Here is a 22,524-nt window from a genome sequence, read left to right on the forward strand (position 1 = left end):
TTCATCGTATACGCCACCCACACCGGACCGATCGGGTACGACGAGCAGTTGCTGGCGGCCCTGCTCTACTCCGGCCCCGAGGCGGCGTGGAGCCATTACACCGCGGCGGAGCAGCTCGGTCTGATCACCCCGGACAGCAACCGCCCGGTGTACGTGACGATCCCGGAACACCGCCGAGTCAGGCGGCAGCCGAATCTCGTCGTACATCGCGACCAGAAGTGGGCGGCTCGCCTCGCCGCCGTCGTACCGCCCCGACGGACTCCGGCGCACGCCGTCCTCGACATCGAGGACATCACACGATCGCTTGACCGGGCGGCGGCGGTGATCGCCGAGGCCTGTCAGAGCGGCCGAGTCGCTCCCGCGGAGATCGTACGGGCGCTGGCCGGCCGTCCGCGGTTGCGGCATCGCCGGTCGCTACGGCCGATCATCGAAGATGTCGCTGCCGGGTCGCACTCCCTGCTCGAGCTGCGCTACCTGCGCGATGTCGAGCGCCGGCATGCCTTGCCGACCGGGCAGCGGCAACGCGCGCTGGACCACGAGTTCACGGACGTGTTCTACGCCGGGTTCGAGCTCGTGGTTGAGCTTGACGGGCGTCTCCACCTGCTCCCACGGCAGCGGTGGCGTGACCTCGATCGGGACAACCGTGCCACGCTGCGGACCGAGTCGACGCTGCGTTACGGGTGGTTCGACGTCACCGGCCGGCCGTGCGAGGCCGCCGTTCAGGTGCTGCAGGTCCTGCGTCGGCGGGCGCCGGCCTTGGCGGCGAAGCGGTGCGGGTCGTCCTGCCCGGTCCGTTGACGGTCTTCGGAAAGAAAGCGTCGCTCAGCGGCGAATTGTTTCCGGGAAGAGCCTTTAGTTGTTCCAGTGGTGGACGGCTGGGGAGCCTCGTTCCCAGCCCAGGACTGAGATGGTGGCGGTGTTGAGGACGAAGTGACGGCCTTCGGTGACGTCCAGTTCCAGCCAGCGGGCGGTGAGGGCGCGGAGGGCGTGGGAGTGGCCGAAGACGAGGACGTCGCCGGAGACAGCGGCGATGCGGGCGTTGACGCGGTCGAGGCGGGCCGCCACCTGCGCCGGGGTTTCGCCGTTGGGTACGGGATCGTCCCAGACCGTCCAGCCGGGCACGGTCTCGCGGATCTCCGCGGTGGTGATGCCTTCGTAGTCCCCGTAGTCCCACTCGACCAGGTCGTCGTCGACCTCGGCGTCCGGATAGCCGGCCAACTCCGCCGTACGCCGGGCCCGTTGTCGCGGTGAGGTGAGGACCAGGTCGAAGTTCTCGGCCGCCAGGCGTTGCTTCAGCGACGCCGCGACCTGCTCGCCGTCCGCGGTCAGCGGAAGGTCGGTGACGGACGTGTGCCGGCCGGACCGGCTCCACTCGGTCTCGCCGTGCCGGACCAGGAAGAGCTGGTCGGTTCGTTCCGGTGTGGTCACGCTTTCATCGTCGCAGATCCGGGCCGAGGTCTTGACCGATGCACCTGGAGCAGGGCAGGGTCTGAAACTGTAAGCGCTTCCACTCCGACCCTCAGGAGCGAGCACGTGGCATCCGGAACCAGCGGGAGGCCGGCGACGATCTACGACGTCGCGGCCCGCGCGAAGCTGTCGATCGCGACGGTTTCGCGTGTCCTGCAAGGGACCGGACCGGTGTCGGAGAAGGCGCGGGCCCGGGTCGACCAGGCGGCGCAGGAGCTCAACTACGTACCGCTGCGCGCCGCCCGAAGCCTCGCGGTACAACGGCATGAGGCGCATGGGCTCGTTCTGCCCGACCTGGCCGGCCCGTTCTACGGCGACCTGCTGATGGGCTACGAACGCTGGGCCGGCGAGCACGGCCAGAGCGTGGTGATCACGGTGACCCACGGCCACCCGGATCCCCGCCGCAGCGTGCGTGACCTGGCCGGCCGGGTCGACGGGATAGTTGTCCATGGCAACGCTCTGGATCTGCCGACGATCCAGGACCTCCGCAAGACGGGCGCCCCGCTGGTGCTGGTCGCCCATCCCCCGATGACCGGTTGCGACTCGGTCCGCAGCGAGAGTGCGGCCAGCGCCGAGCAGCTGACGAACAGGTTGCTCGATCACGGGCAGACGAACCTGTTGTTCGTCGGCGATCCGGCCAGTTCGTACGACGTCTCCGAGCGGTACGCCGGGTTCGCCCGGGCCCACGCCCGTCGCGGGCTGGAACCGCCGGAGCCCGAGCGCGTCCCGCTCACCGAGGAAGCGGGCACGCAACTCACCGAAAAGGTGCTCAAGGCAACACAATGGCCGGATGGGCTGGTGTGTGCGAACGACGAGCTCGCGCTGGCCGCACTGACCACGTTGCGTACGGCGGGCATCGGCGTACCGGACGAGATCGTGGTGACCGGATGGGACGACGTGATGGCCGCGCGGTACGTGTCGCCGGGGCTCACCACGGTGCGGCAGCCGATGATCGAGCTCGGCCGGCTCGCGGCACAACGACTGCACGAACGCGTGACCGGGGAACGGACCCGGGCGCGGAACGACGTACTGGCGACGCAACTCGTGCTACGGGACAGCTGTGGCACGGCGCAACCGGGGGATGCAGCAGGAACCGAGTGAGGAGACAACACATGTTCACCCACAGCATCCGCCGCCGATTGGTGATCGGCAGCGCTGCGCTCACCGCCACAGCTCTCGCACTTGCGGGATGTGGCCGGTCCGAGGACACCCCGAGCGGGGGTTCACAGGCGACGACGACGGTCAGCGAAGGACCCGCCACCGGCAATCTGACCGTGTGGGCGATGGGGACCGAGGGCGAGAACCTGCCCAAGCTGATGCAGCAGTTCCAGGCGGCGAACCCAGGCGTGAAGGTGACCGTCACGCCGATCCCGTGGGACGCCGCGCACAGCAAGTTCACCACCGCGATCACGGCGCAGTCGCTGCCGGACGCTGCGATGGTGGGCACCACCTGGATGGGCGAGTTCGCCGACCTCGGCGCGCTCGACCCGACCCCGCAGGGCTTCGACAACGGCGGCTTCTACCCCGGCGCGCTGGACACCACCAAGGTGGGCGACACCCAGTACGGCGTTCCGTGGTACGTCGAGACGCGGTTGGTCTACTACCGCAAGGACCTGGCCGCGAAGGCCGGGATCACCACGCCGCCGACCGACTGGGACGGCCTGAAGGCGATGGCCAAGGCGATGAAGGAGAAGGCCGGCGCGAAGTACGGGATCAACCTGCAGCCGGGCGGTACCGGCTCCTGGCAGACCGTGATGCCGTTCGCCTGGTCCGCCGGCGCGAACCTCACCACGGACGACGAGAAGGAGTTCACCTTCGACACCCCGGAGATGCAGGAGGGGCTGAAGTACTACCAGAGCTTCTTCACCGAGAAGCTGGCCGGGACCGACCTGCCGCCGAACCAGACCGAGGCGCAGTTCGTCAGCGGCCAGGTGCCGATGTTCATCTCCGGGCCGTGGATGGCCGGGTCGGTGGCCAAGCTCGGCGGGGACGCGATCAAGCCAAACATCGGCGTGTTCGAGATCCCGAAGAACAAGACCTCGACGTCATTCGTTGGTGGGTCCAACTTCGTCGTGTTCAAGACGTCGAAGAACAAGGACAGCGCCTGGAAGCTGGTCAAGTTCCTGTCCGATGCGAAGACGCAGGCGGCGTGGTTCAAGATGTCGTCCGACCTGCCGGCGGTGAAGAGCGCGTGGCAGGACCCGAGCATCGCCTCCGACCCGCTGCTGCCGGTGTTCGGCAAGCAGTTGGAGAGCGCGAAGGCGCCGCCCGCGGTGGTGAACTGGGAGCAGGTCGCGAACGCGTTCGACACCGAGATCGAGAAGATGGCGAAGTCGGGCCAGTCCCCCGCCGACACCGCCAAAGCCACCCAGACCAAGGCATCGTCGATCGGCACCGGTAGCTGATCCCGATGGTTCATGACACAGCTCCCGACGAGGCGCTGCGGACCTCGTCGGGAGGACCGCCATCGGGTGGAGGCGCGAGCACGGTCCGTTCGCGTCCTCGCACCAGGCGGCTGGATCGCCAGACCTTTGCGGCGTGGGTGCTCGTCCTTCCGTTCGTGCTGCTGTTCCTCGCGTTCACGGCCGGGCCGGTGCTCGGGTCGTTGGGGATGAGCTTCACCGACATGCGGCAGCGGGATCTGCGGACGCCGTTCGCGGTGAACGGGGTCGGGTTCGACAACTACGTGAAGGCGTTGTCGGACGAGACCTTCCGCAAGGCCGCGTTCAACACGGCGTACTTCGTGATCCTCGGCGTACCGCTGACACTGGTCGTCGCACTGGCGGCCGCAGTGTTGCTGGACCGCGGGGTGAAGCGGTTCCAGAGTCTGTTCAAGGTCGGCTACTACCTGCCGGTGGTCACGTCGATCGTCGCGATCGCGGTGATCTGGCGGTTCGTGCTGGCGCCCGACTCCGGCCTGGTGAACACCGTGCTCGGCTGGTTCGGCATCGACGGGCCGAACTGGCTGGCATCGAAGACTTTGGCGATGCCGTCGCTGATCGCGATGGCGGTCTGGCGCAACTTCGGCTCCGCGATGATCATCTTCCTGGCCGGTCTGCAAGGCATCCCGCAGACCGTCGAGGAGGCCGGCCAGATCGACGGTGCGAGCTCCTGGCAACGATTCCGGTACCTGATCCTGCCGTTGCTGCGCCCGACCGTGTTGTTCACCAGCGTGACCACCGGGATCGGCTACCTGCAGTTCTTCGAGGAGCCGCTGGTGATGACCCAGGGCGGTCCGCTGAACAGCACGCTGTCGGTGTCGATGTACACGTACCAGCAGTTCGGGTTCGGCAACTACGGCCTGGCCACGTCGATGGCCTACATCCTGTTCGTCGTCATCGCCGTCGTCACGTTCATCCAGTTCCGGTTGCTGAGGGAGAAGTGATGCGCCGTACCTGGTGGGTCTACCTGATCGGGGTGCTCGGCCTGGTGGCCGTCGCGGCGCCGTTCCTGTGGATGGTGCTCGGTAGCTTCAAGACGCAGGGCGAACTGCTCCGCGTCCCGCCGACCTGGTGGCCGGACAATCCGACCACACAGAACTACGGCGACCTGTTCAACAAGGCAAGCTTCCCGCGATACTTCCTCAACTCGACCGTGGTCGCGCTGATCGTGACGGCCGGGAACCTGACGTTCTGCTCGATGATCGGCTACGCGCTGGCCAAGCTGCGGTTCAAGGGCCGCGACGCGCTCTTCGTGCTGGTGCTGGCGACCCTGATGATCCCCGGCATGGTCACGTTCGTCCCGCTGTTCGTGCTCGTCACCAACGCCGGGCTGGCGAACAGCTACCCCGGCCTGATCCTGCCGTTCCTGGTGTCGCCCTTCGGTGTCTTCCTGATGCGGCAGTTCTTCTCCGGCCTGCCGGACGACCTGATGGACGCCGGCCGGGTGGACGGCACCAGCGAGCTGGGCATCTTCGGCCGGATCATGCTGCCGTTGACACGGCCGGCCCTGGCCACGCTCGGCATCCTGACCTTCCTCGGTTCCTGGAACAACTTCCTCTGGCCGCTGGTGATCGCCCAGACCGAGGACAAGTACACCCTTCCCGTCGCCCTGGCGCTGTACTCGACCGGCCAGAACGCGCAGAACTACGGCCTGCTGATGGCCGGCGCGGTCGTGGTCGTCCTGCCGGTGCTGGTGATGTTCCTCGCCTTCCAGCGGCACGTCACCAAGGGCATAGCCATCACCGGACTGAAATAGACGCAGCACCGGACTCAAATAACCCTCTGGAGACTTGGATGACCGCCAACATCAGTCGCCGTACCCTGCTCGCCGCCGGCGGCGCCGCCGCGCTGATCGGCACCACCGCAAGCACGACGTACGCCGGGACGCCTGACCCGGCCGCCCTCCTCAAGGGCAACTGGAAGCCGGGCCGTGAGGACAAGGCCCTGGTCGGGCGCTGGGCACGAGACACCTGGCGCAGCCTGGTCGCGATGACCGACGAGACGACCGGCCTGCCCGCCGACAACATCGGCTCCTCGGTGACGAACCCGGTCCGCAGTCAGTACACCTCCCCCACCAACATCGGCGGCTACCTGTGGAGCACGGTCGTCGCCCGTCACCTCGGCATCATCTCGCCGAAGGAATCGCTGCGCCGGATCACCCAGACCCTGACCACGATGTCGAGGGTCGACCACCACGAGCCGAGCGGCATGTTCTTCAACTGGTACGACGAATCGACCGGTGAGGTGCGCTTCGTCGACCCGGACGGGACGAAGCCGATCACTCCGTTCGTCTCGAGTGTCGACAACGGCTGGCTCGCCTGCGCGCTGATGGTGGTCCGCAACGCCGAGCCGGGAGCCCGCGCGCTGGCCGATTCGCTGCTCAGCAAGATGAACTTCGCCTACTACTACAACCCCGCGGCCCGGCCCGGCGGACTCATGCGCGGCGGCTTCTTCGAGACGCCGCCGCCGGACGAGGAGACCGACAAGGGAAACCACGCCGGCACCGGCCCGGACGTGTACTACCGCAAGTTCCACTACGACACCTGCAACACCGAGGCCCGGATCGCCGGCTACATGGGATTCGCGCTCGGCCAGGTCCCGCACACGCAGTACTTCGCGACGTACCGGACGTTCCCGGACTCGTGCGACTGGTCCTGGGTCGAGCAGAAGCCGAAGGGCGTGCACCGGACGTACCTCGGCCTCGACGTGTTCGAGGGCACCTACTCGTACCGCGGGATGCGGCTCGTGCCGTCCTGGGGTGGCGACATGTTCGAGTCGCTGATGCCCGATCTGTTCATCCCCGAGGCGACCTGGGCACCGCGCAGCTGGGGCATCAACCACCCGCTGACGGTGCGCGCGCAGATCGAGCACGGCCTGGACGATGCGAAGTACGGCTACTGGGGCTTCTCGCCGGCGTCGAACCCGAAGGGCGGGTACTCCGTCTACGGTGTCGAGGCGATTGGGATGGACCCGGGCGGCTACCCGTCCGACCTGGAGGCGACGAACTTCGACGCCGGGTTCGAGGGCTGCCGCGAGGGCGTCAACCCGAATCCGACCTTCGGCGACGGCGTGGTCACCCCGCACGCCGCGTTCCTGGCGATGCAGTACGCACCGGCGCAGGCGATCGAGAACCTTCGCCGGATCGAGACGAACCTGCACGCATACGGCGCCGGCGGCTTCTACGACTCGGTCGCGGTCCGGTCCGGGCTGATCGCCCAGCGGTACCTCGCGCTCGACCAGGCGATGGTGATGGGTGCCATCGGCAACGTCTTCGCCAACGACGTGGTCCGGCGGAACTTCAGCACCAAGACGGTCGAGCGCCGGATCCGGCCGCTGATCGCGATGGAGCAGTTCGAGTCCGGGCTCGAGTCAGAGGGCGTCTGAGACGAACGGGAGAGCTGGTTGATGCAGAACGAGGCCAAGACCGACTGGGACGCGCGGATCGCGCTCCGCTCCGACGAGGAGCGCGCGTTCGCCTTCCCGGACCTGGATCCGCCGAAGGAGGTCACCACGACCGGCGGCGCCGGTCAGGTGACGATCGACTGGACGCCGGTGGACGGAGCCGCGGGGTACCTGATCCTGCGGGCCACCGGCGACCACGGGCCACTCGAGCCGGTCGATCACCACAGCGGAGACATCCTGTCGGTCCCGGCAGCGCCGTACGTCGACACCACGTGCACTCCGGGGACGCCGTACCGGTATGCGGTGGCGAGCGTCCCCGAGGTGACCGCGAGCGGCCGTCCGAGCAGCACAGTCAGCGCCGCGCCACTGGTTGCCGATGGCACCGTCCCGGTGGTCTCGGTGACCGTCGACACGGTTGCCGAGGGCACTGAGCTGGCGAAGCCCTGGGTTCCGATGGTCGGTAGCGAACGACTCAGCCAGCTGCTCTGCACGGACTTCACCGGTGGTCACGAGATCGGTGTGGAGCTGGAGCAGGCACTGCGCCGGATGCACGACGAGATCGGGGTACGAACGGTCCGCGCGCATGCGATCTTCCATGACGACACCCGCGTGTACGCCGAGGTCGACGGCGAACCGGCGTACGACTTCTCGGTCGTGGACGCGATCTACGACAAGCTGCTCGCGATCGGGCTGCGGCCGGTGGTCGAGCTCGGGTTCATGCCGCGGGATCTGGCCAGTGATCCGGACAGGACCGTGTTCGCGTACGGCGCGATCATCTCGCCGCCGAAGTCGTACGAGCGCTGGCACGACCTGGTCCGCGCGCTGGTGCAGCACCTCGTGGACAGGTACGGCCTCGACGAGGTACTCACCTGGGACTTCGAGGTGTGGAACGAGGCCAACCTGGAGGTCTTCTGGTCCGGCACGAAGGCGGAGTACCTGCACCTGTACGACGTGACCGCGGCGGCCGTGAAATCGGTGGACCAGCGACTCGCGATCGGTGGGCCGTCGTCGGCCGCGGCGGGCTGGGTGGACGACCTGCTCGCCCACGCGGCGGCCGAAGGGACGCCGGTGGACTTCGTGTCGACGCACACCTACGGCAGTCCGCCTCTCGATGTGCAGGCGTCGCTGGATCGGCACGGGTTCAGTGACGCGCGGATCCTGTGGACCGAGTGGGGCGTGACTCCGACGCACTTCAACCCGATCAACGACTCGGTGTTCTCCGGGGTGTTCCTGCTGCGCGGGATGAAGTCGGCGGCCGGGCGGGTCGACGCGCTCGCGTACTGGGTCGCGTCCGATCACTTCGAGGAGCTCGGCCGTCCGCCGCGATTCCTGCACGGCGGTTTCGGCCTGCAGACCGTTGGTGGACTGGCGAAACCCCGGTACCACGCGATGAGCCTGCTGAGCCGGCTCGGGCCGGTCGAGCTGCCGGTGACGTGGAGCGGTGACGGCGGCGGCAGTCTGGTGGAGGCGTGGGCCTCCCGCGATGACGACCGGATCGCCGTACTGCTGTGGAATCTGACCCTCGACCAGACCAAGTCGGCGGGGGCACCGGAACTGTCCAGGACGGTCCACGTGCAGCTGCCCGACGTGGATCCGTCCTGGCAGGCCACTGTCACCACACTCGGCACCGGTGTCGGCGATCTCGTCGCAGCCGCCGCCGACCTCGGGATCGGCGACTGGCCTTCCGACGAGGAACTGGCCGAGCTGGCCGACCGGAGCCGGATGGTCAGTACTCCGCTGGAGTGGAACGGCTCAGCACTCGAGCTGACCCTCCCGATGCCGTCCGCTGTCCTGGTGGAGCTCCGTCAGCGTCAAGATTGACCGCGTCCTGGATCCATCGCTCGACACCGGCGATGTGGACCGTCGCCCAGGCCCGCGCGACCTCGGGTTCGCGGGCGGCGATGGCGTCGAGGATGGAGCGGTGTTCGGCCACTGACCGGGCGACGGCACCGGTCTGGGTCAGGCCGCGCCAGATCCGGGCCCGGTACGTCGGCTGACGCAGGCTCTCGATGATCGAGGCCAGCGCCCGGTTGCCGCTGCCGATCGCGAGCAGCCGGTGGAACTCCACGTCACAGGCGAGCTGATCGTCCGCGGACGGTTCCTCGCCGAGGTCATCGAGCAGCTTGCGCAGCGCGATGACGTCCTCGTCCGGCATCCGGAGCGCGGCCCGCGCGGCCGCGGCCGGCTCGAGGATCCGGCGTACCTCGAAGAACTCCAGCACCGACGCGTCCTGGTGCAGGTCGAGGACGAACCCCATCGTCTCCATCAGCAGGGACGGGTCGAGGCTGGTCACGAACGTCCCGTCGCCCTGGCGGACCTCGAGGATCCGGATCAGCGCCAGCGCCTTGACCGCCTCGCGCAGCGAGTTCCGGGACAGGCCGAGGCGCGCGGCCAGGTCGGCTTCGCGCGGCAGCCGGTCGCCGGGCTGCAGTTCGCCGGACACGATCATCTGCTTGATCCGGTCGATCGCCTCGTCGGTGACCCGCATGCCAGCCTCCCTGCTCGGCCCGGAAACCTCCGATGTCTTGCGACAATACATCGGAGGTCTGCCCGGCGCATCCACGCTCGGCGCTGAGTTTCTTCCCTGAAATAAGGCCACGAACTGTTGACTCTCGTCAAGACTTCGGCATATTGATCGGATGAATCACAGCTCTCCTTGGAGGTCAGGATGAGAGGAACACCAGCGCGGGCTCGCCGCTGGGCCACCGCCGCCCTGTCGGTACTGGCTCTGACGGCGGTGGCGGCCTGTGGCGGCGGCAACGACGGCAGTGGCAGCGGCGGCTCCGGTTCGGCCGACAAGGCAGATCTGACCTGGCAGTTCTGGATCGGCGGTACCGAGGACCAGGCCGCGTGGCAGAAGGTCGCGGACCAGGCCCACACCGACCACGCCGGCATCACGGTCAAGCTCCAGGGCACGGACTGGAACAACTACTGGGCCAAGATCGGCACCCTGCTGGCGAGCGGGAAGGCGCCGTGCATCATCGGCATGCAGAGCCTGCGGACCGCGTCGTACGCGAGCGCGATGATGCCGCTGGACGACCTGATGAAGAAGTACGGCCTGAAGGCCGAGGACTTCGACAAGCCGATCATGGACGGCCTCAAGGTGGACGGGAAGCAGATCGCGATCCCCTACGACTCCGGCCCGATGGTGATCTTCTACAACAAGGACATGTTCAAGGCCGCGGGCATCCCCGACCCGAAGCCGGGCTGGACGATGGACGAGTTCAAGGCAGCCGCGAAGAAGCTCACCGCGGCCGGCAAGACCGGGCTGGTGACATCCCCCGGTGACCTCGGCGTCACGTCCTGGGTGCGGACCCAGACCGGCGCGGAGCCGCTGACCGACGGCAAGCTGAACCTCACCGACCCGAAGTTCGAGGAGGGTTTCCAGGGCTACGCGGACTTCGTGAAGACCGACAAGATCGCGCCGCAGGTGCCGGCCGGTAACGCCGACTTCGAGACCACCCAGTTCGTCTCCGGCAAGTCGGCGATGCAGCTGAACGGTCCGTGGTCGCTGATCGACACCATGGGCAAGGTGAAGTTCAATCTCGGGATCGCGCCGATCCCGGCCGGTCCGGACGGCTCGAAGACCTACACCGCCGGTTCGGGCTTCGGCATCTCCCGCTCCTGCAAGACGCCGGACGCCGCGTTCCAGGCGATCCAGTCGATGACGAGCGAGAAGCCGCTGACCACGCTGGCCGCCGCCGGCCGCGCGTACCCGGCGCGGACCGCCGCGCACCCGGCCTGGTTCACCGCCGCGAAGATCCCGGAGGCCAAGGAGGTCATCGACTACGCGTCCGAGAACTCGGTCGCGCTGGTCACCTCGAAGAACTGGGTCCAGGTGGCCGACCTGCTCAGCCGGTTCGGGACCCAGGCCCTGAACGGTGAGATCCCGCCGGAGCAGGCCCTGAAGACCATCCAGGACCAGGCGGGCGCAGGGTCCTGATGGCCACGAACACCACGACCGTCGCCCCGCCCGGTGCGCCGCCTTCGGGCGCCGTCCGGGCGGGGCGGCGGCCCGCGCTGCGAAGGGACGGCCGGTACGCCGGGATCTTCCTGGGGCCGAGCCTGGCCGGGCTGGCCGTGTTCACGCTGTTCCCGACCCTGATGGCACTGGGGATCAGCCTGTTCGACTGGCCGGTCTTCGGCGAGCGCACGTTCCTCGGCATCGACAACTACACCCACCTGCTGCACGACCCGGTGTTCCGGCGGGTGGTGCTGAACACGGTCCTGTTCGTGGTGCTGTACGTGCCGCTGAACGTGGTCGTGTCACTCGGGCTCGCGGTCTGGGTCGGGCCGAAGATCAGAGGCCGGCAGGCGTTCCGGGTGCTGTTCTTCATTCCGGTGATGACGCCGATGGTGGCCAACGCGATGGTCTGGAAGCTGCTGTTCCAGCCCGGTGGCCTGATCGACAGCGGGATGCAGAGCTGGTTCGGCATCGACGCGCCGAACTTCCTCGGCTCGTCCACCTGGGCGATGCCGGCGATCGTGGCGATGTCGGTCTGGCAGGGCTTCGGCTACAACTTCCTGGTCTTCTCCGCCGCGCTCGACCAGGTGCCGCAGTCGCAGCTCGAGTCGGCACAGATCGACGGCGCCGGTCCGCTGCAACGGTTCCGGTACGTCACCTGGCCGATGATCACGCCGGCGATCTTCTTCGCCACCACGATGACGCTGATCACCTCGTTCCAGGTGTTCGCGCAGCCGTTCATCCTGACCCAGGGCGGTCCGGGCGTGTCCACCCAGACGATCGTGATGTACGTGTACAACCAGGGCTGGCAGTTCCTCACCATGGGCCTGGCGTCCGCGGCCGGCTGGGTGCTGTTCGTGATCATCATGGTCATCACCGCGATCCAGTTCGTCGGGCAGCGCAAGTGGGTGAACTATGACGTCTGAAACCGCAGTCACAGTGACCGGCCGCCGGATCCGCAGCAGTGTGTCCCACATCCTGCTGATCCTCGTCGCGCTCGCCTTCCTCGGGCCGTTGGTGTACGCCCTGTCCACCTCGCTGAAGCCCGCGGACGAGGTGTTCACCCCGACCCCGCATCTGTTCGGCTCCGAGATCCGCTGGCAGAACTACGCCGACGCGTTCACGTTCGCGCCGTTCGGGCGGTACTTCCTGAACAGCCTGTTCGTCGCGATCGCCGGGACGCTGGTCGTCGTGGTCGCCTCGAGCCTGTCGGCGTACGCGTTCGCCCGGCTGAGGTTCAGGGGCCGAGAGCAACTGTTCGTGCTGTTCCTGGGCACCTTGATGGTGCCGCAGGAGGTCCTGATCGTGCCGATGTACTGGCTGATGCAGTCGCTCGGCTGGGTGGACAGCTACTGGGCATTGATCCTGCCCTGGGCGTTCACCGCGTTCGGCACCTTCCTGCTCCGGCAGTTCTTCCTGACCGTCCCGGCCGAGCTGGAGGAAGCGGCCCGGGTGGACGGGTGCGGACCGTTCGGCACCTTCCTGCGGATCATGCTGCCGCTGGCGCGGCCGGCGATCGCCGTACTGACCGTCTTCACCTTCATCAGCTTCTGGGGCAGCTTCCTGTGGCCGCTGATCATCGTGAACAGCGTCGAGACCAAGGGCACCGTGCCGCTCGGCCTGGCGCAGTTCAGCGGGCAGCAGGGCACTCAGTGGAACCTGATGATGGCGGCGTCGATCATGGCGATGATCCCGACCGTGCTGCTCGTCATCCTGCTGCAGAAGCATCTCGTCCGCGGTCTGCTCGTCACCGGCCTGGGCGGCCGTTAACCCTGAAGGAGAGTTGAGATGACCGACGCGCCTCCCGCGCACTCCGTCGAGAAGTTCCGTGACTGGCGGTTCGGCCTGTTCGTCCACTGGGGGCTGTACTCGCTGCCGGCCCGGCACGAGTGGGTGAAGAACCTCGAACGGCTGACCGACGAGGACTACCAGCCGTACTTCGACCACTTCGAGCCCGATCTGTACGACCCCAGCAAGTGGGCCCGGGCCGCGCGTGAGGCCGGCATGAAGTACGCCGTACTCACGACCAAGCACCACGAAGGCTTCTGCCTGTGGGACTCGGAGGTCTCCGACTACACGGTCGCGAAGACCGCGTGGGGCAAGGACCTGGTCGGCCCGTTCGTCGAGGCCTGCCGGGCCGAGGGACTCGGCGTCGGCTTCTACCACTCGCTGATCGACTGGCATCACCCCGAGTTCCCGATCGACCTGGTGCACCCGCAGCGGGACGATGAGGAGGCGATCGCGAAGGCGGCCGGCCGCGACATCCAGGTGTACACCGACTACCTGCACGCGCAGACGCGCGAACTGCTGACGAACTACGGCCCGATCGACATCATGTGGTTCGACTTCTCCTACCCGGGCCGGAACTATCCCGACGGCCGCGACGGGCACGGCAAGGGCCGCGACGACTGGCGGTCCGAGGAACTGATGGCGATGGTGCGGGAGTTGCAGCCCGACATCCTGATCAACGACCGGCTCGACATCCCGGGCGACTTCGTCACGCCGGAGCAGTACCAGCCGGACGGCCCGATGCAACGCGACGGGCAGCCGGTGCTGTGGGAGGCCTGTCAGACGCTGAACGGCAGCTGGGGCTACGACCGGGACAACCTGGACTGGAAGTCACCGGAGATGCTGGTGAGGATGTTGGTCGACTCGGTCTCCAAGGACGGCAACCTGCTGCTGAACGTCGGCCCGACCGGGCGGGGCGAGTTCGACCCGCGGGCGCTGGCCACGTTGGCGTCGATCGGCGAATGGATGCGCCTGCACGAGCGGTCGGTGCGTGGGGCACGGCCGGCGGAGTACTCCGCTCCCGCGGACTGCCGCTTCACCCAGAAGGGCAACCGCCTCTACCTGCACCTGTTCTCCTGGCCGATGGGCCACGTCCACCTGCCCGGGCTGGCCGGCAAGGTGAAGTACGCCCAACTCCTGAACGACGCGTCCGAGATCAAGCGCATCGTCAACGATCCGCACCAAACCGCCCAGAACACCACCATGGGCGGCACTTCCGCCGACACCCTCACCCTCAAGCTACCGATCCAGAAGCCGAACGTCCTGGTCCCGGTGATCGAGCTGTTCTTGAGCTGACGTCCTAGGAAGCCGGGGTGGGGCGGCCGGGCTGTTCTCCGCCCCGGGCTTCCAGGTAGGTGTTCTTGGGGACCATGACCTTGCGGCGGAAGAGGCAGACGACGGTGCCGTCCTGCTTGTAGCCCTTGGTCTCGACATACACCACGCCGCGGTCGTCCTTCGACTTCGACTCCCACTTGTCCAGTACGACGGTCTCGCCGTAGATCGTGTCGCCGTGGAAGGTCGGGGCGACGTGCCGCAGCGACTCGACCTCCAGGTTCGCGATCGCCTTGCCGCTGACGTCCGGCACCGACATGCCGAGCAGGATCGAATAGATGTAATTGCCCACCACAACGTTCTTGCCGAACTGGGTGGTCTCGCCGGCGTAGTGGGCGTCCAGGTGCAGCGGGTGGTGGTTCATCGTCAGCAGGCAGAACAGGTGGTCGTCGTACTCCGTCACCGTCTTGCCCGGCCAGTGTTTGTAGACAGCCCCGACCTCGAACTCCTCGTAGCTACGCCCGAACTGCATGCCGGCTCCTCCTGAAAGGGATGGACTCCCCATGCTGCCGAATCCGGGCGTCCCCGGTCCGTGGTGTGGCTCTCACCGGCAGGAGAGATAGGTCACCTCCCACCGCGGAGCCTCAGTCGTGCGGCCGCTGCATTGGCTGCTCGACCGGCTGCTGCGTGGCCGGGTGCTCCGGCAGGCGCGGGTTGACCTCGCCCTTCAGCGCCAGCTTGGCCAGGTGGTTCCGCGCCTCTTCAGCGAACTTGAAGTCGCACAGTACGTCGTACGTCGTCGCGACCACTGCGGTCCGCGAGGTGAAGTCGCGGCGGCCGGCGGACTGGGCGTAGCTGAGGCCACCGAACACCAGACCGAAGAAGGCACCCAGCACCACACCGGTGAGCAGTGCGGCGAGCCAGTTGCCCGTCGTGAACAGGCCCAGCAGCAGGCCGACGAACAGACCGAACCAGGCACCACTGGCCAGTCCTGCGGTGAGCGCCCGGCCCCAGGTGAGCCGGCCGGTGATCTTCTCCACCTGACGGAGGTTGTTGCCGACGATGGTCGTGTGCTCGACCGGGAACTTCTCGTCCGAGAGGTAGTCGACAGCTCGCTGCGCCTCCCGGTAGGTGTCGTACGTCCCGATCGTCAGGCCACTCGGCCGGGGGTCCATCGAGGGCATGCCCTGCGGGGTCATCGTCGTTCCTCTCCACGTTCGTCACCCCCATCATTGCCGACGGCTGGTTACGACGCCTTGATAGCCTCGCCGGTGATGGCCGGGCAACGGTGGGACACAGGCGCGACACGCCGGATGGGACGAGTCTTCGCCCGGCGTTCGGGCGGTGACGGCCCGGGACCGGTGGACCTGGTCGCCAGCGGGAAGCTGGACGGCGCACTGGTCGATTGGGCGTTCTACCGCGACGGCCGGCGCGACGCCAAGATCAACTCCTATACGGAGGCACTGAGTCGCGCCAAGCGGGGTCAGGGATTCGTCTGGATCGGTCTGTTCCAGCCCGACGACCGCCAGTTGGCCATCATCGGTGCGGAGTTCGGACTGCATGCGCTGGCCATCGAGGACGCCACCGAGGCTCATCAGCGCCCGAAACTCGAGCGGTACGACGACACGTTGTTCGCCGTACTGAAGACAGTCAGGTACGTCCCGCACGGGGACCTGACCGCCACCAGTGAGGTGGTCGAGTCGGGTGAGGTGATGGTGTTCTGCGGACCCGGGTTCGTGGTGACGGTCCGGCATGGAGAACACAGTGAGCTGACCGGACTCCGGCAGTCGTTGGAGGCGGACCCGGATCGCCTCGCGCTCGGCCCAGGCGCCGTACTGCATGCCATCGCGGACCTTGTCGTCGACAGGTACCTCGAGGTGACGGACGCCGTACAGGCGGACATCGACATGATCGAGACGGAGATGTTCAGCCCGCGCGGGTGGCGGAACATCGACCGGGTCTACCAGCTCAAGCGCGAGGTGCTGGAGCTGAAGCGGGCGGTGGCTCCGCTGACCGGTCCGATGCGGGCGCTGTCGACGCTGCGCCACCCGCTGATCGCCGACGAGACCCGGAACTACTTCCGCGACGTCGACGACCACCTGCTCCGGGTGAAGGAGCAGGTGATCTCGTTCGACGAGCTGCTCAGCTCGATCCTGCAGGCCGGGCTGGCCCAGGTGCAGGTCGCCGAGAACGAGGACATGCGCCGGATCTCTTCATGGGTGGCGATCCTCGCCGTCCCGACGATGATCGCCGGCATCTACGGGATGAACTTCGACAACATGCCCGAACTGCACCTGAAGTACGCGTACTTCGTGGTGCTCGGCCTCATGTTCGCCGCGTGCACGGTCCTTTACCGGTTGTTCAAGCGAAACCACTGGCTCTGAGGCCGGAGTTCCAATACCGCGTCACGCACGAGTTGGCAACCTTCTGCCATGGCCACGAGTACCACTCGTTTGGAATGTTCCAACAGTTGTGGACGCCTCGGCGCCCTTGATTGAATGCGGCCATCGCGTTCGGTCAGCAGGCCGCCACATTCTGCGACCGACGGCATCGGGGAATGGCGTGATGGGTTCGGCGTCTCGGGAGGCAGGGAGGGCTGTGCGGTGCTTCGTATTCATTTCACACCGCGTGATCTGACCCGGGTCACGGTCGCCACCAACCCCGCTCCGCTGTGGGAGATGCTGCTGAGCCTGCACATGCTGCAGCACTCCGACGGGCGGCTGATCTTCGAGGACTGGCGCCGGCAGGTGCGGGCGAAGGTCGCTCCGGAGCAGATGCGGCTGCTGCTCGAGCTGGCCCCGCTGCGCGGCTACTCCCCCGACTTCCTCACCCCGGCCGAGCCCGCACCGGACTTCGAGACCGCGCTGGAGCTGACGCTGGCCACGCCGCGGCAGCAGATCCGCAGCCAGCTCGACCTGCTCAGCAAGTACCGTCCGGTCTCCCCGTGGACGCGGGAGCTGGCCCAGGGCGAACGTTCGTCGCTGCAGAAGCTCGGCCGGGCGATCCGCACGTATCACGCGGCCGCCATCGCGCCGTACTGGAAGTCGATCGGGACACATGTGTCGGCCGATCACGCACACCGCGGGGAGGCACTGGCCCGGCACGGGGTGGACCGGCTGCTCTCGTCGCTGCACCCGCGGGTCCGGTGGGTGGCGCCGGTCCTGCAGGTGCTGGACATGAACGACCGCGACCTCTACCTGGACGGGCGCGGCATCGAGTTGCAGCCGTCGGCGTTCTGCTGGCAGGTGCCGACCAAGCTGCGCGACCCGGAGCTGAAGCCGATCCTGGTGTACCCGATCCAGCACGCGCCGGGCATCCTGCGGCAGGGCCCCGCGGAGCTGGATCCGTCGACCGACGCGCTGGGCTCACTGCTCGGCTCGACCCGTGCCGCCGCACTGGAGGCCGCCGTCGCCGGCTGTACGACGACGGAGCTGGCCAAGCGCTGCAAGATCTCCCCGGCCGCGGCCAGCCACCAGGCCACGGTCCTGCGGGAGGCGGGTCTGATCACCACTCGCCGGGACGGCGCCTCGGTGCGTCACGAGATCACGCAGCTGGGGATCTGGCTGCTGTCCGGCCACGGCTCGGGTAAGACCCGGCAGCCGCCCTCGGAGCTTCGGGTGACCGTCTAGCCACCCCTCCGCGGCACGCTGGACGCCGACCGGCACCGCCCCGCCTGTCGGCCCAGCGTGCCGGCCTTCCCGGCCTGAGCCTGCTCAGAGCTTGTAGTCCTCCAGCAGCCGGCGGCCGATGATCATCCGCTGGATGTCCGCCGTACCCTCGCCGATCAGCAGCATCGGGGCCTCACGGTAGAGCCGCTCGATCTCGTACTCCTTGGAGAAGCCGTAGCCGCCGTGGATGCGGAACGAGTCCTCCACGACCTGTGCGCAGTACTCGCTCGCCAGGTACTTCGCCACGCCGGCCTCGAAGTCGTTGCGCGAACCACTGTCCTTCTTCCGCGCCGCCTTCACCATCAGCTCGTGCGCGGCCTCGACCTTCACCGCCATGTCGGCCAGCCGGAACAGCACCGCCTGGTGCTCGGCGATCTTCTTGCCGAAGGTCTCCCGCTGCTGCGCGTACGAGATGCCGAGCTCGAACGCCCGCCGCGCCACCCCGCAACCGCGGGCAGCGACGTTCACCCGGCCGACCTCGACGCCGTCCATCATCTGGTAGAAACCCTTGCCCGGTACGCCGCCGAGGATCTGGCCGGCGTCGATCCGGTAGCCGTCGAAGATCAGCTCAGTGGTGTCGACCCCCTTGTAGCCCATCTTCTCGATCTTGCCCGGCACGCTGAGGCCCTTGTCCACCTCGCCGAACCCGGGCTCCTTCTCGACCAGGAACGTCGTCATGTTCTTGTAGACCGAGTCCTGGCCCTCGTCGGTCTTCACGAGTACGGCGACCAGGTTCGACGAGCCGCCGTTCGTCAGCCACATCTTCTGGCCGTTGATCGTGTAGGCGTCGCCGTCCTTGACCGCTTTCGTCTTGATCGCGGAGACGTCGGAACCACAGCCCGGCTCGGACATCGAGAACGCGCCGCCGACCTCGCCGGTCGCCATCCGGGGCAGGTACTTCTGCTTCTGCTCGTCGGTGCCGTGCTGGAGCAGCATGTACGCCACGATGAAGTGCGTGTTGATGATGCCGGACACGCTCATCCAGCCGCGGGCGATCTCCTCGACACAGAGTGCGTAGGTAAGCAGCGATTCGCCGAGGCCGCCGTACTCCTCCGGAATCATCAGGCCGAACAGGCCGAGTTCCTTGAGGCCCTCGACGATCTCGGTCGGGTACTCGTCGCGGTGCTCCAGTTCGGTCGCGACCGGGAGGATCTCCGACTCGACGAACGCGCGGACCGTCTTGAGGATCTCCTCCTGGATGTCGGTCAGCCCGTCGGTCTGCTGCAACCTGCTCATCGTCGGCTCCTTCGGGAGTTGGCCTTACCCGCGAGTATCGCGGTTCGGTGCCCCGTGGTGGGGATCACTCGAGCGATGGCGGTGTCCAGGTGCGTGCATCGGGGTGCTTGAGGAGCGTCCTCGATGCGGAGCATCGTGGATGATCCTCAAGTGCCGCGAGGTGCGTGCCTGGGCGCCGCCAGCGCCGAGTGATCCCCGCCACGGGGCACTAGCATCCCGGTACGAGGTCGACACCCGCTGTGACACCGGCCACGCGCTCGCCGTCGCGTGGCTCACTCGTTGCGTGAACCGGCTGAATCGGGGTTGGGCAGGGCCCGGCCGATCGTCGCGAACAACGCCGCGATCTGCGGAGTCGCCCGCCAGCGGTGTTGCTGCTGCGCCTCGAACAGCCGTTTCCTGGCGTCGTAGAAGTGCTCCGCGGCCGACTCGGTGTCGCCGTGGTCCAGCGCCTCCGCGGCCCGGTCCAGGTCGTGCGCCGCCTCCCGCGGAGCCTTGCTCCGGCTTCCTTGCTGGGTAGCGCGAACCTGAGCGGCCAGGGTCCGCACGCTCTGCACCAGCGCCGCCCGCGGATTCTGCGTTTCCTTCGGAGTCGGCTTCGGCTTCTTCGACGCCGTCTTCGAGGGGGTCGGAGTCGGCTTCGAAGTGGTCTTGGGTGCGACCGAGACCTTCTGCACCGGTGCGGACGGTGTCCCACCTGCCTGCGCCGGCGGCTCGTTCGTCACACTCTCGCGAAGCAGCAGGCCACCAGTGATGGCAGCCAGCACGACCGCGGCGGCCACACCCACCTTCGCGAGCGGGAACGCCTTGCGGGGTGCCCGGTGAGTGCCCGTTTCGGCGGCCTCGTCCTCCCAGTGGCCGACGCCGACGACATCCTCGCCCGCGTCTGTGTGCTCACCTGGCTCGTCCGTCGCCGGTGCGGGGAGAGACAGCACCTGCGTCGCGTTATGCGCTGGAGCTGGCGTCAGCAGGGCAGCGACCTGAGCAGCCGACATCGGTCGGTCAGCGGGGTCCTTTGCCAGCAGGTGGGTGACGAGGCCGGCCAGCTCGACCGGTACGTCGGTCCGCAGGATCGGCGGCGGCGGTGTCTCGAGGTGCTGGCGCATGACCACGTCGACGGTCTCGCCGGTGAAGGGCGGCGTACCGCTGAGGAGTTCGTAGAGGACGCAGCCGAAGGAGTACCAGTCGCTGGCGGGGGTGGCCGACTTGCCGCGGACCTGCTCCGGCGAAACGTACGACGCCGTACCGAGAAGGACACCCAGACCGGTCGTCTCGTTGCCGGCCCGCTTGGCGATGCCGAAGTCGGTGATCTTGAGCGTGCCGTCGGCCGCCAGCATCAGGTTGGCCGGCTTCACGTCACGGTGCACGATCCCGGCCGCGTGGGCCGCATCCAGAGCACGTGCACCCTGAGTCGCGATGTCGGCGACCAGCTCCCCGCTCGGCAGGCCCGCCGTACGCATCAGCTGGGCCAGATCGGGGCCGGAAACGAGTTCCATCACCAGGAACACGTGTTCACCCTCGGTGCCGACGTCGTACGTCGCGACGACGTTCGGATGCGTCAGGCGGGCGGCGGCCTGAGCCTCCGCCCGGAACCGCTCGGCGGCGTCCATCGGGTCGCCCTCGAGCCGGCGGAGCAGCTTGACTGCCACCTGGCGGGCCAGGACGGTGTCCTCGGCCTTCCACACCTCACCCGCGCCACCCCTGCCCAGCAGGGTGAGCAACCGGTAACGCCCTGCCAGTACCTCGCCGTTCACACACAACACCTTCCGCAGCGGACCGCAACACCTTAGGCGGCCAACGCGGCAAGTGCGAGCGCACAGCGAATTCTTCAGCACCCGTTGAGGTTCGTCACACCTTCTCCAGCAGGATGTTCGCAAGAGCCGCCGGCGCGGTGACCATGGCGTCGTGGCCGACAGCCAGTTCGGTGGCCTCCCAGCCGAAGTCCTTGGCGAGCTGCGGGAACGGCATGGGCCCGTCAGGTGTGCAGAGCACCGCTCGGCACGGGATCGTGTCGACGGCGCCGGACAGCTTGGTGGGATCGGAGAAGGTCCGGCGCGGATGCGGCGTCAGCCGCGGTTCGAGCCACGCGACCTGCTCCGGTTCCGTCACACCGACCGTGGCGGCTGGAGTGGCCGGGATCACCCCGTCCTCGGTCACCGAATCGAGCCACTGCAGGAAGAACTCCGGGGCCAGATCCTCCAGCGACTCCCCGTCCTGGCCTGCCCAGGCGTCGATCATGACGATCCGTCCGATGCGTTCGGGGACCCGGTCGGCCACCTCGCGCACAACGAAGCCGGCATAGCTGTGCCCGACGAGTACGACGTTCCGCAGGTCCTCGTATCGCAGTACGCCCAGGATGTCGTCCACGTGAGTCTGCAGTCCGATCGCAGGGGTGAGCAGGTGGCCTCGCTCTCCCAGCCCGGTCAGCGTCGGGGTGAACACCTCATGCCCGGCCTCCCGCAGCAATCGGGCTACCGGCTGCCAGCACCACCCGCCATGCCAGGCTCCATGAACCAATACGTACGTCATTCGCTCGTCAGGCATGCTGCGATTTTTACATACCGACAGTCTGTATGTAAAAGGTTTTCGGGAACCCGCGATGGGTTGTTGGCGCTAGTCGCGGTGGGCGCAGCCTGGGGTCTGACGGCCGGCCACACCGTTCAACAGCAGTTCGAGCTGGGTCAGGGTGTCCCGCAGTGTGGCGCGCTCGTCCTCTGCGTGGGCGATGTCCAGGACGCTCTCGACGATGGCGCCGTGCAGCAGTGAGGTGAGCGGGTCCAGCGGCCGGGCCGGGATGCACCCCGCCTCGACGGCGATGGTCAGCCCGGCCCTCAGCTGCTCCTTGCACCCGGCTTGGATGCCGCGCATCGCGTCCCACTCGAGCGCAACCGGCGCTTCGACCAGGGTGATCTTGCGTACGGCGGGCTCGAGAGACGCCTCGAGGAGGGTCCTGCACCCCGCAAGCACCCCGTCCCACGGGTCCTCCTGCGCGTGGAACGCCCGCCGTACGACGGTCGCCAGCGCCTCCTGCTCCGCGGTGTACACCTCGCGGAAGATCTGCTCCTTGTTGCTGAAGTGGTGGTAGAACGCACCCCGCGTCACGCCGGCCCGCTCGCAGATCACCCCCAGCGAGGTGCCCGCGAACCCCTGCTCGACAAAGAGCCGGCGAGCGGTCGAGACCAGAGCATCCGTCGTCGCCTTCGTCCGATCCTGCTGCCTCCGCCGTTCCTTGGTGGTCACCCGTCGCCCTCTCACTCTGCTCCAACAAGAAACATACAGACAGCATGCA

21 protein-coding genes are annotated in these 22,524 nt (G+C 67.6%); 13 read left to right on the forward strand and 8 right to left on the reverse strand.

All coding sequences use genetic code 11. The features are described from left to right. The first annotated feature begins 48 nt into the window (after positions 1-48). Positions 49-798, forward strand: a complete 750-nt coding sequence (locus E0H73_RS20970) for a hypothetical protein (protein ID WP_131359000.1) — start codon at positions 49-51, stop codon at positions 796-798. A gap of 54 nt (positions 799-852) precedes the next feature. On the opposite strand, the gene E0H73_RS20975 is transcribed toward E0H73_RS20970, so the two are convergent. Beyond that, positions 853-1,428 carry a histidine phosphatase family protein gene (locus tag E0H73_RS20975; RefSeq protein ID WP_131359003.1) on the reverse strand — a complete coding sequence of 192 codons (576 nt, stop codon included), beginning with the start codon at positions 1,426-1,428 and terminating at the stop codon, positions 853-855. A 105-nt stretch (positions 1,429-1,533) separates the two neighbouring features. Between E0H73_RS20975 and E0H73_RS20980 the strand changes: the two genes are divergently transcribed. Genes E0H73_RS20980 through E0H73_RS21005 form a run of 6 tightly spaced genes read left to right on the forward strand, consistent with a single transcriptional unit; the run spans position 1,534 to position 9,131 of the window. After that, entirely contained in the window at positions 1,534-2,568 is a 1,035-nt protein-coding gene (locus E0H73_RS20980) for a LacI family DNA-binding transcriptional regulator (RefSeq protein ID WP_131359006.1), read from the forward strand. Between the two features lie 11 nt (positions 2,569-2,579). Further along, positions 2,580-3,872 (forward strand): sugar ABC transporter substrate-binding protein, encoded by a 1,293-nt coding sequence (locus tag E0H73_RS20985; protein WP_131359009.1) that lies wholly within the window; start codon positions 2,580-2,582, stop codon positions 3,870-3,872. Between the two features lie 5 nt (positions 3,873-3,877). After that, on the forward strand, positions 3,878-4,852 hold the full coding sequence (locus E0H73_RS20990; RefSeq protein WP_238164136.1) for a carbohydrate ABC transporter permease: 975 nt from the start codon (positions 3,878-3,880) through the stop codon (positions 4,850-4,852). Then, a complete protein-coding gene (locus E0H73_RS20995; RefSeq protein WP_131359012.1) occupies positions 4,852-5,664 on the forward strand; it encodes a carbohydrate ABC transporter permease in 813 nt (270 codons plus the stop codon). Before E0H73_RS20990 ends, E0H73_RS20995 begins: the two co-directional genes overlap by 1 nt. Positions 5,665-5,702: 38 nt before the next feature. Further along, on the forward strand, positions 5,703-7,292 hold the full coding sequence (locus E0H73_RS21000) for a glucoamylase family protein (protein WP_131359015.1): 1,590 nt from the start codon (positions 5,703-5,705) through the stop codon (positions 7,290-7,292). 21 nt (positions 7,293-7,313) lie between these two features. After that, entirely contained in the window at positions 7,314-9,131 is a 1,818-nt protein-coding gene (locus E0H73_RS21005; protein WP_131359018.1) for a GH39 family glycosyl hydrolase, read from the forward strand. Here E0H73_RS21005 and E0H73_RS21010 read toward each other — a convergent pair. After that, complete coding sequence (locus tag E0H73_RS21010; RefSeq protein ID WP_131359020.1) at positions 9,037-9,798, reverse strand: FadR/GntR family transcriptional regulator; 762 nt, start codon at positions 9,796-9,798, stop codon at positions 9,037-9,039. The two genes, E0H73_RS21005 and E0H73_RS21010, sit on opposite strands and share 95 nt — an antisense overlap. A gap of 180 nt (positions 9,799-9,978) precedes the next feature. Here E0H73_RS21010 and E0H73_RS21015 point away from each other — a divergent pair, with 180 nt between their 5' ends. From E0H73_RS21015 to E0H73_RS21030, 4 genes are read left to right on the forward strand one after another with little or no spacing between them, the layout of a single operon-like run. Beyond that, positions 9,979-11,253 (forward strand): ABC transporter substrate-binding protein, encoded by a 1,275-nt coding sequence (locus E0H73_RS21015; protein ID WP_131359023.1) that lies wholly within the window; start codon positions 9,979-9,981, stop codon positions 11,251-11,253. Continuing rightward, positions 11,253-12,200 (forward strand): carbohydrate ABC transporter permease, encoded by a 948-nt coding sequence (locus E0H73_RS21020; RefSeq protein WP_131359025.1) that lies wholly within the window; start codon positions 11,253-11,255, stop codon positions 12,198-12,200. Before E0H73_RS21015 ends, E0H73_RS21020 begins: the two co-directional genes overlap by 1 nt. Beyond that, positions 12,190-13,044, forward strand: coding sequence for a carbohydrate ABC transporter permease (locus E0H73_RS21025; RefSeq protein WP_131359027.1), 855 nt, complete (start codon positions 12,190-12,192; stop codon positions 13,042-13,044). The genes E0H73_RS21020 and E0H73_RS21025 overlap by 11 nt, the downstream gene beginning before the upstream one ends. 18 nt (positions 13,045-13,062) lie before the next feature. Then, on the forward strand, positions 13,063-14,358 hold the full coding sequence (locus tag E0H73_RS21030; RefSeq protein WP_131359030.1) for an alpha-L-fucosidase: 1,296 nt from the start codon (positions 13,063-13,065) through the stop codon (positions 14,356-14,358). A 4-nt stretch (positions 14,359-14,362) separates the two neighbouring features. Here the strand turns inward: E0H73_RS21030 and E0H73_RS21035 are convergent, their stop codons facing one another. Then, positions 14,363-14,866, reverse strand: coding sequence for a MaoC family dehydratase (locus tag E0H73_RS21035; protein WP_131359032.1), 504 nt, complete (start codon positions 14,864-14,866; stop codon positions 14,363-14,365). Between the two features lie 112 nt (positions 14,867-14,978). Beyond that, positions 14,979-15,533, reverse strand: coding sequence for a YflT domain-containing protein (locus E0H73_RS21040; protein WP_131359034.1), 555 nt, complete (start codon positions 15,531-15,533; stop codon positions 14,979-14,981). A 75-nt stretch (positions 15,534-15,608) separates the two neighbouring features. Between E0H73_RS21040 and E0H73_RS21045 the strand changes: the two genes are divergently transcribed. After that, positions 15,609-16,718 carry a magnesium and cobalt transport protein CorA gene (locus E0H73_RS21045; RefSeq protein WP_131359036.1) on the forward strand — a complete coding sequence of 370 codons (1,110 nt, stop codon included), beginning with the start codon at positions 15,609-15,611 and terminating at the stop codon, positions 16,716-16,718. A 219-nt stretch (positions 16,719-16,937) separates the two neighbouring features. Further along, positions 16,938-17,963: a helix-turn-helix domain-containing protein gene (locus E0H73_RS47975; protein WP_131359038.1), complete on the forward strand. Its 1,026-nt coding sequence runs from the start codon at positions 16,938-16,940 to the stop codon at positions 17,961-17,963. Between the two features lie 84 nt (positions 17,964-18,047). Here E0H73_RS47975 and E0H73_RS21055 read toward each other — a convergent pair whose 3' ends face one another. From E0H73_RS21055 to E0H73_RS21070, 4 genes are all read right to left on the reverse strand, one after another. Next, positions 18,048-19,238: an acyl-CoA dehydrogenase family protein gene (locus E0H73_RS21055; protein ID WP_131359041.1), complete on the reverse strand. Its 1,191-nt coding sequence runs from the start codon at positions 19,236-19,238 to the stop codon at positions 18,048-18,050. A 272-nt stretch (positions 19,239-19,510) separates the two neighbouring features. Next, positions 19,511-20,989: a serine/threonine-protein kinase gene (locus tag E0H73_RS21060; RefSeq protein WP_131359043.1), complete on the reverse strand. Its 1,479-nt coding sequence runs from the start codon at positions 20,987-20,989 to the stop codon at positions 19,511-19,513. A 94-nt stretch (positions 20,990-21,083) separates the two neighbouring features. Continuing rightward, positions 21,084-21,779 (reverse strand): alpha/beta fold hydrolase, encoded by a 696-nt coding sequence (locus E0H73_RS21065; RefSeq protein ID WP_202867489.1) that lies wholly within the window; start codon positions 21,777-21,779, stop codon positions 21,084-21,086. A 69-nt stretch (positions 21,780-21,848) separates the two neighbouring features. Further along, complete coding sequence (locus tag E0H73_RS21070) at positions 21,849-22,475, reverse strand: TetR/AcrR family transcriptional regulator (protein WP_131359046.1); 627 nt, start codon at positions 22,473-22,475, stop codon at positions 21,849-21,851. Positions 22,476-22,524 lie beyond the last annotated feature (49 nt).

The sequence above is a fragment of the Kribbella pittospori genome (assembly GCF_004331465.1).
Lineage (GTDB): Bacteria > Actinomycetota > Actinomycetes > Propionibacteriales > Kribbellaceae > Kribbella > Kribbella pittospori.

Excerpts from the sequence above, each read along its gene's own strand:
- E0H73_RS20990 (WP_238164136.1), top strand. The coding sequence starts at position 3,878 with ATGGTTCATGACACAGCTCCCGACGAGGCGCTGCGGACCTCGTCGGGA.
- E0H73_RS21030 (WP_131359030.1), top strand. The coding sequence starts at position 13,063 with ATGACCGACGCGCCTCCCGCGCACTCCGTCGAGAAGTTCCGTGACTGG.
- E0H73_RS21065 (WP_202867489.1), bottom strand. The coding sequence starts at position 21,779 with ATGCCTGACGAGCGAATGACGTACGTATTGGTTCATGGAGCCTGGCAT.
- E0H73_RS20995 (WP_131359012.1), top strand. The coding sequence starts at position 4,852 with ATGCGCCGTACCTGGTGGGTCTACCTGATCGGGGTGCTCGGCCTGGTG.
- E0H73_RS21020 (WP_131359025.1), top strand. The coding sequence starts at position 11,253 with ATGGCCACGAACACCACGACCGTCGCCCCGCCCGGTGCGCCGCCTTCG.
- E0H73_RS21055 (WP_131359041.1), bottom strand. The coding sequence starts at position 19,238 with ATGAGCAGGTTGCAGCAGACCGACGGGCTGACCGACATCCAGGAGGAG.
- E0H73_RS21040 (WP_131359034.1), bottom strand. The coding sequence starts at position 15,533 with ATGACCCCGCAGGGCATGCCCTCGATGGACCCCCGGCCGAGTGGCCTG.
- E0H73_RS21035 (WP_131359032.1), bottom strand. The coding sequence starts at position 14,866 with ATGCAGTTCGGGCGTAGCTACGAGGAGTTCGAGGTCGGGGCTGTCTAC.
- E0H73_RS21010 (WP_131359020.1), bottom strand. The coding sequence starts at position 9,798 with ATGCGGGTCACCGACGAGGCGATCGACCGGATCAAGCAGATGATCGTG.
- E0H73_RS21025 (WP_131359027.1), top strand. The coding sequence starts at position 12,190 with ATGACGTCTGAAACCGCAGTCACAGTGACCGGCCGCCGGATCCGCAGC.
- E0H73_RS20985 (WP_131359009.1), top strand. The coding sequence starts at position 2,580 with ATGTTCACCCACAGCATCCGCCGCCGATTGGTGATCGGCAGCGCTGCG.
- E0H73_RS21005 (WP_131359018.1), top strand. The coding sequence starts at position 7,314 with ATGCAGAACGAGGCCAAGACCGACTGGGACGCGCGGATCGCGCTCCGC.
- E0H73_RS21045 (WP_131359036.1), top strand. The coding sequence starts at position 15,609 with ATGGCCGGGCAACGGTGGGACACAGGCGCGACACGCCGGATGGGACGA.
- E0H73_RS21000 (WP_131359015.1), top strand. The coding sequence starts at position 5,703 with ATGACCGCCAACATCAGTCGCCGTACCCTGCTCGCCGCCGGCGGCGCC.
- E0H73_RS21015 (WP_131359023.1), top strand. The coding sequence starts at position 9,979 with ATGAGAGGAACACCAGCGCGGGCTCGCCGCTGGGCCACCGCCGCCCTG.